This window comes from Actibacterium sp. (assembly GCF_055134745.1).
Window position 1 is genome coordinate 30,556 of the sequence record NZ_JBSRVX010000023.1, and the last position, 13,179, is coordinate 43,734.

General features: G+C 62.7%; 13 protein-coding genes. 5 read left to right on the forward strand and 8 right to left on the reverse strand.

Going from position 1 to position 13,179, the window contains the following annotated elements:
* The first annotated feature begins 2 nt into the window (after window positions 1-2).
* Window positions 3-1,406: a helix-turn-helix domain-containing protein gene (locus ACTCHC_RS04895; protein WP_463021351.1), complete on the forward strand. Its 1,404-nt coding sequence runs from the start codon at window positions 3-5 to the stop codon at window positions 1,404-1,406.
* 39 nt (window positions 1,407-1,445) lie between these two features.
* Complete coding sequence (locus ACTCHC_RS04900) at window positions 1,446-1,910, forward strand: CoxG family protein (RefSeq protein WP_463021352.1); 465 nt, start codon at window positions 1,446-1,448, stop codon at window positions 1,908-1,910.
* A 4-nt stretch (window positions 1,911-1,914) separates the two neighbouring features.
* Here the strand turns inward: ACTCHC_RS04900 and ACTCHC_RS04905 are convergent, their stop codons facing one another.
* From ACTCHC_RS04905 to ACTCHC_RS04925, 5 genes are all read right to left on the reverse strand, one after another.
* Window positions 1,915-2,163 carry a YdcH family protein gene (locus ACTCHC_RS04905; RefSeq protein ID WP_463021353.1) on the reverse strand — a complete coding sequence of 83 codons (249 nt, stop codon included), beginning with the start codon at window positions 2,161-2,163 and terminating at the stop codon, window positions 1,915-1,917.
* 82 nt (window positions 2,164-2,245) lie between these two features.
* Complete coding sequence (gene pobA / locus ACTCHC_RS04910) at window positions 2,246-3,415, reverse strand: 4-hydroxybenzoate 3-monooxygenase (protein WP_463021354.1); 1,170 nt, start codon at window positions 3,413-3,415, stop codon at window positions 2,246-2,248.
* A gap of 100 nt (window positions 3,416-3,515) precedes the next feature.
* On the reverse strand, window positions 3,516-5,123 hold the full coding sequence (locus ACTCHC_RS04915) for a flavin-containing monooxygenase (RefSeq protein ID WP_463021355.1): 1,608 nt from the start codon (window positions 5,121-5,123) through the stop codon (window positions 3,516-3,518).
* Window positions 5,124-5,246: 123 nt separating this feature from the next.
* A complete protein-coding gene (locus tag ACTCHC_RS04920; protein WP_463021356.1) occupies window positions 5,247-6,026 on the reverse strand; it encodes an SDR family NAD(P)-dependent oxidoreductase in 780 nt (259 codons plus the stop codon).
* A 37-nt stretch (window positions 6,027-6,063) separates the two neighbouring features.
* On the reverse strand, window positions 6,064-7,005 hold the full coding sequence (locus ACTCHC_RS04925) for an alpha/beta hydrolase (protein ID WP_463021357.1): 942 nt from the start codon (window positions 7,003-7,005) through the stop codon (window positions 6,064-6,066).
* A 210-nt stretch (window positions 7,006-7,215) separates the two neighbouring features.
* On the opposite strand from ACTCHC_RS04925, the gene ACTCHC_RS04930 reads away from it, so the two are divergent.
* Complete coding sequence (locus tag ACTCHC_RS04930; protein WP_463021358.1) at window positions 7,216-7,767, forward strand: MarR family winged helix-turn-helix transcriptional regulator; 552 nt, start codon at window positions 7,216-7,218, stop codon at window positions 7,765-7,767.
* 14 nt (window positions 7,768-7,781) lie between these two features.
* Here the strand turns inward: ACTCHC_RS04930 and ACTCHC_RS04935 are convergent, their stop codons facing one another.
* Both ACTCHC_RS04935 and ACTCHC_RS04940 read right to left on the reverse strand, forming a co-directional pair.
* Window positions 7,782-8,678: a DMT family transporter gene (locus ACTCHC_RS04935; protein WP_463021359.1), complete on the reverse strand. Its 897-nt coding sequence runs from the start codon at window positions 8,676-8,678 to the stop codon at window positions 7,782-7,784.
* 100 nt (window positions 8,679-8,778) lie between these two features.
* Window positions 8,779-9,519 (reverse strand): YebC/PmpR family DNA-binding transcriptional regulator, encoded by a 741-nt coding sequence (locus tag ACTCHC_RS04940; RefSeq protein ID WP_463021360.1) that lies wholly within the window; start codon window positions 9,517-9,519, stop codon window positions 8,779-8,781.
* 164 nt (window positions 9,520-9,683) lie between these two features.
* On the opposite strand from ACTCHC_RS04940, the gene ACTCHC_RS04945 reads away from it, so the two are divergent.
* Window positions 9,684-10,946: a SulP family inorganic anion transporter gene (locus ACTCHC_RS04945; protein ID WP_463021361.1), complete on the forward strand. Its 1,263-nt coding sequence runs from the start codon at window positions 9,684-9,686 to the stop codon at window positions 10,944-10,946.
* A 53-nt stretch (window positions 10,947-10,999) separates the two neighbouring features.
* A complete protein-coding gene (locus tag ACTCHC_RS04950) occupies window positions 11,000-12,775 on the forward strand; it encodes an SLC13 family permease (RefSeq protein ID WP_463021362.1) in 1,776 nt (591 codons plus the stop codon).
* A gap of 38 nt (window positions 12,776-12,813) precedes the next feature.
* On the opposite strand, the gene ACTCHC_RS04955 is transcribed toward ACTCHC_RS04950, so the two are convergent.
* A complete protein-coding gene (locus tag ACTCHC_RS04955; protein WP_463021363.1) occupies window positions 12,814-13,164 on the reverse strand; it encodes a hypothetical protein in 351 nt (116 codons plus the stop codon).
* Between the last annotated feature and the right edge of the window lie 15 nt (window positions 13,165-13,179).

Below are 13,179 nucleotides of genomic sequence, written 5' to 3' on the forward strand. Positions count from 1 at the left end.
CCATGGCCAGCCAGAAACTTTATGCAGGGGCGAAGCTGCGCGAAATGCGAACACGGCTGGGGCTGACGCAAAAGGATTTCGCGGCCAAGCTGGGGGTATCCCTGCCCTATCTGAACCAGATGGAAAACAACAACCGGCCCGTTTCGACCGGCGTCGTGCTGGCGCTGGCGCAGGAATTCGGCTTTGACGTCACGGAATTGTCGGCCGGCGATGCCGAACGCATCGTAACCGACATGCGCGAGGCGCTGGCCGATCCGGTTTTCGCCGATGCCGCCCCGCCGCTGGCCGATCTGCGGCTGGCTGCATCGAACGCCCCTGCCCTGGCGCGGGCCTTTCTGGATCTGCACCGCGCCTATCGCCAAACGCATGAACGCCTGGCCAGCCTGGACGAGGCGCTGGGCCGCGAAGATGCCCGCGCCCAGCCCAGCCCCTGGGAAGAGGTGCGCGATTTCTTTCACTATTGCGACAATTACATCGACGCGGTGGATCGCGCGGCCGAGCGTTTTGCCTGCCCGGCGGGCGAACGGATCGATCCGGCATGGCGGGCGCGCGGGGTGCTGGGCGATGCCGGGATAGCGGTCGACATTCAGGACGCCCGTGAGTTGCGTGATTTTGACGGCCCCGCGCATCGGCTGGTGTTGTCACGCCACAGCGCACCTGCGACCCAGACCTTTCAGATGCTGCATCAGGTGGCTTTGCTGACGCAGGGCGATCTGCTGGACGCCACGCTGGATTTCGCGCGGTTTCGCAGCGATCAGGCCCGCGCCATCGCCCGTATCGGGCTGGCCAATTATTTTGCCGGTGCCGCCCTGCTGCCCTATGGCCCGTTCTTGCGCGCCGCGCAGGCGACCCGCCATGATCTGGAGCGGCTGGCCGACCAGTTCGGTGCCTCGATCGAACAGGTTGCGCATCGGCTGTCCACGCTGCAACGGCCCGGCAACAAGGGCGTGCCGTTCTTTTTCGTGCGGGTCGATCAGGCCGGAACGATCACCAAGCGCCATTCCGCCACGCGGCTGCAATTCGCGCGTTTCGGCGGGGCCTGTCCGCTGTGGAACGTGCACCGCGCCTTTGAAACGCCAGGGCGGTTTCTGCGGCAACTGGCCGAAACGCCGGACGGGGTGCGCTATTTCTGCCTGGCGCGGGATGTGTCGAAATCGGGCGGGTCATGGGGCGCGCCGGTGCGCCGCTTTGCCATCGGTCTGGGCTGCGAGGTGGCCCATGCCGGGCAGATCGTCTATGCCGATGATCTGGATATAAGCCGCGACGCCGCCTTTGAACCGATCGGCATTTCCTGCCGGATCTGTGACCGCAAGGCCTGCCATCAGCGGGCGGTTCCACCGCTGGAGCGTCGCCTGCGGGTCGATCACGATCATCGGGGCATTTTGCCGTATGAGATTGCGGATTAGGCCGATCGGCAGTAATGCTCTGGCAACAAGGAGAATTTCATGGAACTGACAGGACAACGGGTGATTGCGGCCGATCGTCAGACGGTCTGGACCCATCTGAACAATCCCGAAACCCTGATGGCCTGCATTCCGGGCTGTCAGGAGTTGACCGGCTCGGCCGAAGAGGGCTTCGAGGCGGTTGTAAAACAGAAGGTCGGGCCGGTCAGCGCCACCTTCAAGGGTGCGGTCACACTGGAAGACGTGGTTCCCGGCGACAGCTATCGGCTGGTGGGTGAAGGCAAGGGCGGGGTTGCCGGTTTTGCAAAGGGCGCGGCCGTCGTGCGGCTGCGCGATGTCGAGGGCGGGACCGAGCTGGATTACGCCGTTGATGCCAAGGTTGGCGGCAAGCTGGCACAATTGGGATCACGCCTGATCGACGGATTCGCCCGCAAGATGGCCGATCAGTTCTTCGAGCGGTTCCAGCAGCAGGTTGAAGGCCCCGCCGAAGGCGAGGCCGGGGCCTGACAGATCAGCCCTGCGCGGGCGCAGCCAGCATCCGCGCGATTTCATCCTTCAGCGCCAGCCGCTGCTTGCGCATCTGCGCCATGTGCAGATCGTCGGTGGGTTCGACATTGGTTTCGGCCCGGTGAATCGCGCGATTGATGTTGTGATAGTCATCGACCAGCCGCGCAAAATGCGAGTTCGTGGCCTTCAGCCGGTGGATCGCCTCAACCTGGGCCGGAAATTCCTCGGCCAGCTCGTGGGGGGTGTTTGACATGCGCGGTCTCCTTTTTGTTCGCTGCGACCCAGCCTAGGGCGCGGCCGCAGCGGATACCTTGACGCGGATCAAACCCGGCCGCCTAGAACGGCAGACCGGTATAGTTTTCGGCCATCGCCGTTTGCGCGGCATCCGAGCGGGCCAGATAATCCAATTCGCTTTCCTGTATCTTCTGGTCGAACTCGCTTTGATCGGGAAAGCGGTGCAGGCTGGTGGTCATCCACCAGCTGAACCGCATCGCCTGCCAGACCCGCGCCAGCGCATCGGCGGAATAGCTGTCGATGCCTGACAGATCGCCCGCGGTGCAGGCCCCTATCAACGCCCGCGACAGATAATGCACATCCGACGCCGCAAGGTTCAGCCCCTTGGCCCCCGTGGGCGGCACGATATGGGCTGAATCGCCGCACAGGAACAGCCGCCCCCATCGCATCGGTTCGCTTACGAAACTGCGCAGCGGGGCGATGGATTTCTCGATCGAGGGGCCGGTTTTCATCGTATCGGCAAACCGACTGGGCAGGCGGCGCTTGAGTTCGGCCCAGAAGGCATCATCGGACCAGTCTTCAACCGTATCCGACAACGGCACCTGGATGTAATAGCGCGACAGATTGGCGTTGCGCATCGAGGCCAGCGCGAAGCCACGCGGGTGGTTGGCATAGATCAGTTCATCCGCCGCAGGCGGCGTGCGCGACAGCACACCAAGCCAGCCGAACGGATAGACCCTTTCGTAATCGCGCCGGACCGAGGCCGGAATCGTCGGGCGGCTAACACCGTGAAATCCATCGCAGCCGGCGACATAATCACAATTAATTCTGTGGGTTACACCGTCTTTTTGATAAATCACATAAGGCGCATCGCCACCAAGATTGTGCAGTGCCACATCAGCGGCTTCGTGGATGATCGTGGCGCCGATGGCGTCTTGCGCGTCATACAGATCGCGCGTGACCTCGGTCTGGCCATAGACCATGACCTGCCTGCCGCAGCGTTCTTTGAAATCGACGCGGAACAGCCCATGCGCGGTGGACAGGTAACATCCGTCATGCGGGATGCCTTCGCGGTCCATTCGGTCGCCACAGCCTGCGGCGCGCAGCAATTCCACCGTGCTCCACTCCAGCACACCGGCGCGGATGCGTGACAGCACATATTCGCGGGTCTGGCGTTCCAGCACCACGGTGCTGACGCCCGCCTTGTTCAACAATTGCGACAGCAACAGCCCTGCCGGGCCCGCGCCGATGATGGCAACCTGGGTTTTCATACCCACTCCTCCCGTTGTCGCATCCGGCCTCCCCGCCGGATACAGAATTTCCGGCGCGGTTTTGTCCCGCGCCGGAACAGATGCTTGTCCGGCAACCGGATCAGGCGCGCTTGAAACCCTTGTAGTTCTGCGCCGTCGCCGCCTCCAGCATCTCCATGTATTTCACCGCGCCCCCCAGATAGGGGGTGATTACGCGCGGCTTGCCTGGCACGTTGGCGCCGACATACCAGGAATTGCCTTCCTCCAGCAGCGATTTGCTGCCGATCTCGGCCACGTGACGCACCCATTCCTCCTGGGCGCCGTGTTCCGCCTCGATCGTCTTGAGCTTGGACTTTTCCAGATCGGCGATCGTGTCGGTGATCCAGTCGACATGCTGTTCGATCGAAGTCACCATGTTGGTGAACACCGACGGGCTTTGGGGCCCGGCCACGATGAACATGTTCGGGAAATCCGCGACCATCAGCCCGAAATAGGTATGCGGCCCATCGGCCCAGACATCGGCCAGTTTTTCGCCCTTGCGCCCTTCGATATCAATATTGCGCAGCGCGCCTGTCATCGCGTCAAAGCCGACTGCCAGCACCAGCACATCCAGATCGACCTTGCGCCCGCTTTCCAGTTCGACACCCGTCGCCGTTACCGATTTGATCGGGTCCGACTTGATGTCTTCAAGGAACACGTTATCGCGGTTGAACGTGGTGAAGTAATCGGTATCGACGCAGATGCGTTTGGTGCCGATCGGATAATCCTTCGGGGTCAGCTTGTCGGCCGTGACCGGGTCTTTGACCATCTCGCCGATCTTGCGGCGCACGAATTTCGATACCGCGTCGTTCACCGTCTTGTTGGTGTTGATATCGGTGAAGGCATACATGAAGCCGATGCCACCAGCGGCCCAGCGGGCCTCCAGTTCGGCCTCAAGCGCTTGGGGCGTGTATTCCAGTCCCGAACGGTCGCCGGGATTATTCATGGTATTGTTGCGCGCCTTGCGGGCCTGCTTGCGCCGCTCTTCATAGTTTTCGCGCCAGATACGGACATAGGTTTCATCCAGCGGCCGGTTATGGGCCGGGATCGAATAGTTCGGTGTGCGCTGGAACACGTGCAGCGCCTTGGCGCTGGCGGCCAGTCGGGGGGTGATCTGGATGCCGGTCGATCCGGTGCCCAGCAGGCCAACCCGCTTGCCGGTCAGGTCCACGCCCTCTTGCGGCCAGTCAGAGGTGCGGTATTTCGGACCCTTGAACTGATCCAGTCCCGGAATGGCGGGATCCAGCGGCACGGACAAACAACCGGTGCCCATGATGCAATAGCGGGCGGTGAAACTGTCACCCTTGTCGGTCTTCACGGTCCAGGTGTTGGCGGCTTCGTCGAATTTGGCGGCGACGACGCGGCTGTTCAACTGAATGCCGTCGCGCAGCTTCAGCTTGTCGGCCACGAAATGGATGTATTTCAGGATTTCGGGCTGGGTGGCGTAAAGCTCGGTCCATTGCCATTCATCCTGGATTTCCTTCGAGAAGGAATAGGAATACTGCATGCTTTCCACATCGCAGCGCGCGCCGGGATAGCGGTTCCAGAACCAGGTGCCGCCGATATCGCTGCCGGCTTCGATGACGCGGGCGGTCATGCCCATTTCGCGCAGCTTGTGCAAGGCATAAAGCCCCGAAAAACCCGCCCCGACGATTATCGCATCGTATTGCGTCGTGCTGTCTGTTGTCATGGTCAGTTCCTCCAACTGGTCATTTGTCCGTTGCGATCGTCCCTGCAGACCGTGCATGCAGCGCAGGGTCGATCGCTAGAGTTGATATATCAACCAATGCTGACGCCATGTCAACACTCTCATTCAGTCTACATGGGCCGCGACCCCGGCATCGCCGAAGGCGGCCCAGCCGCCATCCACGCTCAGCATTGACCCGGTGACATAGCTGGCGGCGGGTGAGGCCAGGAAATAGATGGCCTCGGCGATTTCAGCGGGCTGGGCAAACCGCCCCAGCGGCGTGCGCGCGCACAGTTTCTTTTGGTCGATGAAACCATCCTGCGCCAGTTTCAGGACCAGCGCGGTATCGACATAGCCGGGGGCCACGCCGTTCACCCGTATCCCGTGCGCCGCGAATTCGCAGGCCATGGATTTTGTCATCTGACCGATTCCCGCCTTGGCGGCGCCATAGGAATTGCGCTTGGCCAATCCGACAACCCCGGCGATCGAGCCAAGATTGACGATGGCCCCGCCACCCTGCGCGATCATGTGGGGCACCACTTCGCGCGTCGTCAGGAAGGTGCCGCGCAGGTGGACGCCGATGATGTTGTCGAATTCCTCGACGGTCTGTTCGACCGTGGGCTTATGCGCCATGCCCATTCCGGCATTGTTCACCAGAACGTCGATGCGGCCATATCGGTCGATCGCGGTGGCGACGGCGGCCTTGACCTGCGCTTCGGACGCGACATCACAGGCGACGGCCAGATGATCGGGGCCCAGTTCCCCGGCACGCGACTGCGCGCCGGATGCGTTGAAATCGGCAACGACGACGCGATAGCCTTGCTGGGCAAATTTTTGCGCCGTGGCCCAGCCGATGCCCGCGGCCGCGCCGGTGACAAAGGCAACGGGTTGTGATTTTTCTTGCATTCTCAGCCTCTATTCCTGTGTGATCTGATTTGCCGTATCACGCCGCAAGACCGGCCTTCAGCGCCTCCGCGATTTCGGCCACGGCGGCATGGGCGGTGGGCAGGGCCGCACCCATTGTCAGAAATCCGTGAATCTGGCCCGGATATTCGCGATAGGTCACCGGCACCCCGTCATCGCGCAACCGGCGGGCATAGGCCTCGCCCTCATCGCTGAGCGGGTCATATCCGGCGGTCAGCACATAGGCGGGCGGCAGGCCCTTCATCGAGGCCGCAAATACCGGCGAGGCGCGCCAATCCACCCGTTCCGCCGGGTTGTTCAGATAGTGATCGCGGAACCAGGCCATGGTGGCCCTGGTCACCGGCAGCCCCTGCGCGCTGACATCATAGGACCGGCGGGCAAAGGTCAGGTCGGTCACCGGATAGAACAGGGCCTGATATTTGAACGTCGGCAGCTTTCCGTCGCGCGACAGATGGGTCATGACCGCGCTGATATTGCCGCCCGCGCTGTCCCCGCCGATGGCGGCGGCGGAAGGGTCCAGCCCCAGGTCGCCCGCATGGGCGAAGATCCAGCGAATTGCGCGCTCGGCATCCTCCAGACAGGCCGGAAAACGATGCTCGGGCGCCAGACGGTAATCGACGGCCACAACCGCGCAGCCCGCGCCATTGGCCAGTTGACGGCACAAAATGTCATGGCTGTCCAGGTCACCAATCACCCAGCCGCCGCCGTGGAAGAACACCAGAAACGGCAGCGGACCGTCCCCCGCGCCCAGGGGGCGATACAGACGCAATCCGATATCGGGGCCATCGCCGCTGACGGCCAGATCGCGAACGGATCCGATTTCGGGCGGCGTCACATTGGCCGCAGCGCGGGCCGCGGCCATGGCCTGACGCGCCGCGGTCGGCTCCATATCCTCGAAAAACGGCGCGTTGATCTCCATGCGCCAGTCCAGAAGTTTCTTGCTGTCTGTATCCAGTGTCAAAATCGGGTCCTCCATCCCAGGCATCGCTGACCGGCACCAACGTCACCTTATACCAAGGCAGCCCCTGTGGCGCGGGCATCGTTGCAGGCTTTGTGCCAAGAAAGCCGTTGATACGTCAACCAAAATTCCGCCTGCGCCATCATGCACGGTTGATTCGGAACGCTGAACCAAATATCAATCGCGCTCAAACATAGACGCAGCATATCCGGGATGACCGTGGACCAAACGACGAAAAGCACTTCGCAGCACCTGCCGGATGTGGCCCCGCTGCCGCTCGATCTGGAAAACCATGTTCCCAGCCTGCTGGTTTGGGTCAATAATAAATTTGCGGCTGATGGCTCGAAGGCCTATCGCAAGATGTTCAATGTGGGCATTTCGGATTGGCGTGTCGTGGCCTATCTGGGGGTCAAGACCGAAGGGACCGCATCCGAGATGAGCGAGTTTCTGGGCATGGACAAGGCCGCTGTCAGCCGCAGCATCGCGACGCTGAAAGACAAGGGATATATCGCCGCCGAACAGCCCAATGGCCGCCGGATTTCACTGACCCTTACCCGGCAGGGCGTCGGGCTTTACAATGCCATGCTGAAGGTGGCGCTGCGCCGGGCCGAGGTTTTGTTGAGCGGATTCAGCCAGACCGAACGCGAAACCCTGATCGCGCTGATGCAGAAGATGCATATGAATATCCCGCATGTCGTCGAGACCACCGATGCGCTGATCAAGGACGGGCCCAGCGATTGGCCGCCTTCGGGACGCAGCCGCTAGACGGTTCTACCGAGCTAAAGCTTGGTTGCGTTCGACGGCGGGGTGATCGGCCTGGATTTGGTTACCGCCTCGCGCCAGATGATAAAGCTGACGGCGGCCATGATCACGGCGCCACCGACGATCACCCATATATCCACAGCCTCGCCAAAGGCATACCAGCCCAGGATCGTGGCCCAAAGAAGCTGCAGATAGGTGATCGGCTGGGTCAGCGCCATGGGTGCGGCGCGAAAGGCCAGCGTCATCGTGTAATGGCCCGCGGTGGCAAAGGCGGCCACCAGAAACAGCCAGCCCATCTGTTCAAGTGTGGGCGTCACCCAGACGAACACGACCAGGGGCGCCAGAAACACCGTGACCCCCAGCGACATCAGGGCCACCACCGCCACAGGCGAGACGAATTCGGTCAGCCGCTTGGCGACCAGAAACGACAATGCCATGAAAAAAGTCGAGCCCAGCATCGTGACATGGCCGAATGACAGTTCGCGAAACCCGGGGCGCAGGATGATCACCATGCCGCAGATCGCCACCACGATGGCCAGAATACGGCGAATGGCCAGCTTTTCCCCGAACATGAAGGCGGCACCGATGGTGATATAGACCGGCCCGAGATAGTTCATCGCCGTCACCTCGGACAGCGGAATCCGGGTCATGGCGTAGAACCAGCAGGTCACTGCGGCCGCATTCACGACACCGCGCAGCAGCGACAGGCGCACAAGGCGCGGGGTGAAATCCAGCTTTATCAGTTGGGGCAAGGCCGGGATAAAGAACAGCAACCCCAGCGCGAACCGCAGAAACGCGATTTCCAGCGAGGGCAGATCGCGCCCCAGATGTTTTACCGAAGCGGTCATGCCGACAAAGACAATCCCGGCCAGCACCATCCAATAGATCCCGGTGATCGGGCGATGTTCCGGCATGGGTGATGAAGCATCTGACATATCAACAATTGATCCGATGCGGCCCGAAAGAACAAGCCTGTTTTGATCAATTATCGCATATGGATGGAATTCATGCTGGCTACAGCTGTTCCATCACCGCATCCGAAACCTCGAAATTCGCCGTCACCGACTGCACGTCATCGTCATCTTCCAGCGTTTCGATCAGCTTCATCAGCTTTTGCGCCGCCTCAAGATCCAGTTCGGTCGTGGTCTGGGGGCGCCAGACCAGTTTGGCGCTGTCGCTTTCGCCCAGCGCGGCTTCAAGCGCTGTGGACACTTCGGACAGATCGGTATCGGCGCACCAGATGACATGGCCGTCTTCATCACTTTCGACATCCTCGGCGCCGGCCTCGATCGCGGCCAGCATCACGGTATCGGCATCGCCCGCCGATGCGGGATAGCTGATCTGGCCCTTGCGGTCGAACATGAAGCTGACCGATCCGGTTTCGCCCAGATTGCCGCCGTTCTTGGTAAAGGTCGAGCGCACATTCGAGGCGGTGCGGTTGCGGTTGTCGGTCATCGCCTCGACGATCACGGCGATGCCGCCGGGGCCATAGCCCTCATAGCGGATTTCATCGTAATTCTCGGCATCGCCGCCAATGGATTTCTTGATGGCGCGGTCGATCACATCCTTGGGGACGGATACCGACTTGGCCTCTTTCACCGCCAGACGCAGGCGCGGGTTCTTGTCGGGGTCAGGGTCGCCCATCTTGGCGGCCACGGTGATTTCCTTGGACAGCTTGGAAAACAGCTTGGCCCGCACGGCGTCCTGACGCCCCTTGCGATGCTGGATATTTGCCCATTTGGAATGGCCTGCCATATGCGTCCCCGAAACTGATCTGCGGTCTGGCGTCTCTATATGACAGGCGCGGCTTTGGCTGCAAGGGTGGCGATCAGCGGACCAGCCCCTGCGACAAAAGGCTTGCGGCCAATGCCCGGCAAATGTGACATAGGTTTACATCTGCCGGAAACATGTCGGACATCATGCGACAGCCGAAGATCCTGACCACGCTGAAAACCTATAGCTGGCCGCTGCTGGCCGCCGACACGGCTGCGGGCATCACGGTCGCGCTGGTGGCGATCCCGCTGAGCCTGGCCATCGCCATCGCGTCGGGCGCGACGCCGGCGCAGGGTTTGGTCACGGCCATTGTCGGGGGGTTCCTTGTCTCGGCGCTGGGCGGCAGCCGGGTGCAGATCGGCGGGCCGACCGGGGCCTTTATCGTCGTGGTTTACGGCGTGATCGCGCATCACGGCTATGACGGGCTGGTGCTGGCCACGCTGATGGCCGGGCTGCTGCTGGTGCTGGCCGGGCTGTTTCGCGCGGGATCGCTGATCGCCTATGTCCCCGAGGCGGTGGTGAACGGGTTCACCATCGGCATCGCCGTCATCATCGGCACCAGCCAGTTGAAGGATTTCCTGGGGCTGAGCGCCGAGGCGCTGCCGGCAGCCTTCCTGCCCAAGCTGGCCGGGCTTTGGGCCGCCCGCGCGACGCTGAACCCGGTCGCAATCGGCATCGGGCTGGCGACGCTGGTAACGATCGTCGCCCTGCGCCGCGCCTTTCCGCGCTGGCCGGGCCTGATCGTGGCGGTCGGTGTGACCTCGGCGGTGGTGGCCTTGGCCCATCTGCCGGTTGACACGATTGCCAGCCGGTTCGGCGCCCTGCCCGATCATTTGCCCCGCCCGCATCTGCCCGTCGTCACGCTGGCCCGGCTGACCGAGCTCTTTCCGTCTGCCATCGTCATCGCCTTTCTGGCGGGGGTGGAATCGCTGTTGTCGGCGATGGTGGCCGACCGGATGATCGAAGGCCACCACCGCCCCAATGCCGAGGTTACCGCCCAGGGCGTGGCCAATATCGCGAGTTCCCTGTTCGGCGGCCTGCCGGTGACCGGTGCCATCGCGCGCACCGCCACCAATATCCGCGCCGGTGGCAAGACGCCGGTGGCGGGGATCATCCATGCGCTGGTCATTCTGGCGGTGATGATGCTGGCCGCGCCGCTGGCGGGCTATCTGGCGATGCCCGCGATGGCCGCGCTGTTGATCTTGACCGCCTGGAACATGAGCGAGCCGCATAAATGGCGCGGTTATCTGGGGGCGCATCCGGCCGACAGGGTGCTGCTGGTCATCACATTGGTGCTGACCGTGCTGGTCGATCTGACGGTTGCGATCGGGGTCGGGGTGTCGATCGGGCTGGCGCTGCGGCTGCACCGGCGGGACGCGCCGACCGACTGGACGCCGCCGAAACGATGAATCACGCATTCTGCCCCCGTGACCTGCCTTTCAGCATGCGCTAGAAGTCGGGTATGACAACCGATCAGATCATCCTTTTCGCCCTTTTCGCTGCTGTGTTCGCCCTGCTTTTGTGGGGCCGTTTCCGATATGATCTGGTGGCGTTCTCGGCGCTGCTGGCCGGGGTCGTCTTGAAAGTGGTGCCGGTCGACCAGGCCTTTTCAGGCTTTGGCCATCCGGCCACGCTGGTGGTGGCGCTGGTTCTGGTGGTGTCGGCGGGGCTGGTGCGGTCGGGCGCGGTCTATCTGATTACCCGCACGCTGGTAGACAGCACGCGCAGCCTGGGTGCGCATATCACCCTGATGGGCGCCATTGGCGGGGTGTTATCGGCCTTCATGAACAATGTGGCGGCGCTGGCGCTGCTGATGCCGGTCGATATCCAGACCGCGCGCAAGGCGGGCCGTGCGCCGGGGCTGTCACTGATGCCGTTGTCCTTCGCCACCATTCTGGGTGGCATGGCGACACTGATCGGCACGCCGCCCAATATCATCATCGCCACGATCCGCGCCGATACATTGGGCGAACCGTTCTCGATGTTCGATTTTGCCCCCGTGGGTGGGATCACCGCGATTGCCGGGCTGATCTTCGTGGCGATGATCGGCTGGCGTCTGATCCCCCGACAGGACGACACAAGCAGCGCCGCCGAACAGGTGGCGCAATATGTGGCCGAACTGACGGTGCCCAAGGACAGCAAGCTGATCGGCCAACGCCTGTTCGAATTGCAGGGTGCGGCCGATAAATCCGATGTCGCCATTCTGGGGCTGGTGCGCGATGGCCAGCGCCGCTGGGGCACCCAGCGTGATACGCCGCTGGCCGCTGGTGACGCGCTGGTGCTGGAGGCCACGCCGGGCGCGCTGGACGAGTTTCGTGCCGCCCTGTCGCTGGATTTCGCCGATGAAGCGCGCGAGGAAAAGCTGCGCGCCGAGGGTGCCGGCCTGACCCTGACCGAGGCGGTCGTCACCGAACAGTCGCGCCTGAATGGAAAGACGGCGCAAAGCATCGGTCTGAGCTGGCGGCGGCGCACGGTGTTGATGGGCATTTCGCGCGAAGGCACCACCATTACCGATCACGTCCGCAAGACGGTGATCCGGCCCGGCGATATCCTGCTGCTGCTGGCGCCCGAGGAAACCGCCGCCGATACGATCGACTGGCTGGGCTGCCTGCCGCTGGCCGATCGGGGCGGGCTGGCCGTGACCGACCAGACCAAGACCTGGCTGGCGATCGGCCTGTTTGGTGCCGCCGTTCTGGCCGCCAGTCTGGGGCTGATCTATCTGCCGGTGGCACTGGGGCTGGTCGTGGTGGGCTATGTGCTGACGCGGATCGTGCCCTTGTCCGAGATTTATACCCATATCGAATGGCCTGTGGTGGTCTTGCTGGGGTCGATGATCCCGCTGGGGGCGGCGCTGGAAACATCGGGCGGAACGCAGTTGATTGCCGGTGCGCTGGTGGGTCTGACCGGTGGCTTGCCGTCCTGGGTGGTGCTGACCGTGCTGATGGTCGTGACCATGACGCTGAGCGATGTGCTGAACAACACCGCCACCACCATTGTCGCGGCCCCGGTGGGCATCCAGATGGCGCAAACCCTGGGTGTGAACCCCGACCCGTTTCTGATGGCCGTAGCGGTGGCGGCATCCTGCGCTTTCCTTACCCCCATCGGCCACAAGAACAACACGCTGATCCTGGGGCCCGGCGGATACCGGTTTGGCGATTACTGGCGCATGGGCCTGCCGCTGGAACTGATCGTGATCGCGGTGTCGATCCCGGCCATTCTTGTGTTCTGGCCGCTTTAGAGGATTACCCGCAGCCTTTGGCGGCCCATTTGCCGGGTCTATCCGGCGTCGTTTTCGCGAAAGCGGTAAATCGCCTGCTGCGGCGTGATTATTTCGACCAGCACCTTGGGCAGCGTCGCCAGCGCGATACCGGCGGGCACAGGTTGCAGAACCAGCCGCACAGGTTTGACGCCCGGCGCCAATGTCACGCGATAGCCATAGGATTCAGGACAGCCCTGCAATGTGCCAGCCCAGCTTTCTCCCGTGCGGCTGTTATCCGGGCGGAAACCGGTGCAGGGCCAGCCCGAACTCATCGCCACCGTTATCCGGTCGCGCTGAACCAGAACCGCCTCGGGCAATCCCGAAGGGCCAGCGGCACAGCCAGCCAGAAGCAGCGCAAGAAATATCACTCCCCGTCCCATTGC

What these genes read in the sequence shown, in the direction of transcription:
- ACTCHC_RS04935 (WP_463021359.1), bottom strand. Translation starts at nt 8,678, where the DNA reads ATGCCGGAACATCGCCCGATCACCGGGATCTATTGGATGGTGCTGGCC.
- ACTCHC_RS04915 (WP_463021355.1), bottom strand. Translation starts at nt 5,123, where the DNA reads ATGACAACAGACAGCACGACGCAATACGATGCGATAATCGTCGGGGCG.
- ACTCHC_RS04895 (WP_463021351.1), top strand. Translation starts at nt 3, where the DNA reads ATGGCCAGCCAGAAACTTTATGCAGGGGCGAAGCTGCGCGAAATGCGA.
- ACTCHC_RS04905 (WP_463021353.1), bottom strand. Translation starts at nt 2,163, where the DNA reads ATGTCAAACACCCCCCACGAGCTGGCCGAGGAATTTCCGGCCCAGGTT.
- pobA (WP_463021354.1), bottom strand. Translation starts at nt 3,415, where the DNA reads ATGAAAACCCAGGTTGCCATCATCGGCGCGGGCCCGGCAGGGCTGTTG.
- ACTCHC_RS04940 (WP_463021360.1), bottom strand. Translation starts at nt 9,519, where the DNA reads ATGGCAGGCCATTCCAAATGGGCAAATATCCAGCATCGCAAGGGGCGT.
- ACTCHC_RS04920 (WP_463021356.1), bottom strand. Translation starts at nt 6,026, where the DNA reads ATGCAAGAAAAATCACAACCCGTTGCCTTTGTCACCGGCGCGGCCGCG.
- ACTCHC_RS04900 (WP_463021352.1), top strand. Translation starts at nt 1,446, where the DNA reads ATGGAACTGACAGGACAACGGGTGATTGCGGCCGATCGTCAGACGGTC.
- ACTCHC_RS04930 (WP_463021358.1), top strand. Translation starts at nt 7,216, where the DNA reads ATGACCGTGGACCAAACGACGAAAAGCACTTCGCAGCACCTGCCGGAT.
- ACTCHC_RS04950 (WP_463021362.1), top strand. Translation starts at nt 11,000, where the DNA reads ATGACAACCGATCAGATCATCCTTTTCGCCCTTTTCGCTGCTGTGTTC.
- ACTCHC_RS04945 (WP_463021361.1), top strand. Translation starts at nt 9,684, where the DNA reads ATGCGACAGCCGAAGATCCTGACCACGCTGAAAACCTATAGCTGGCCG.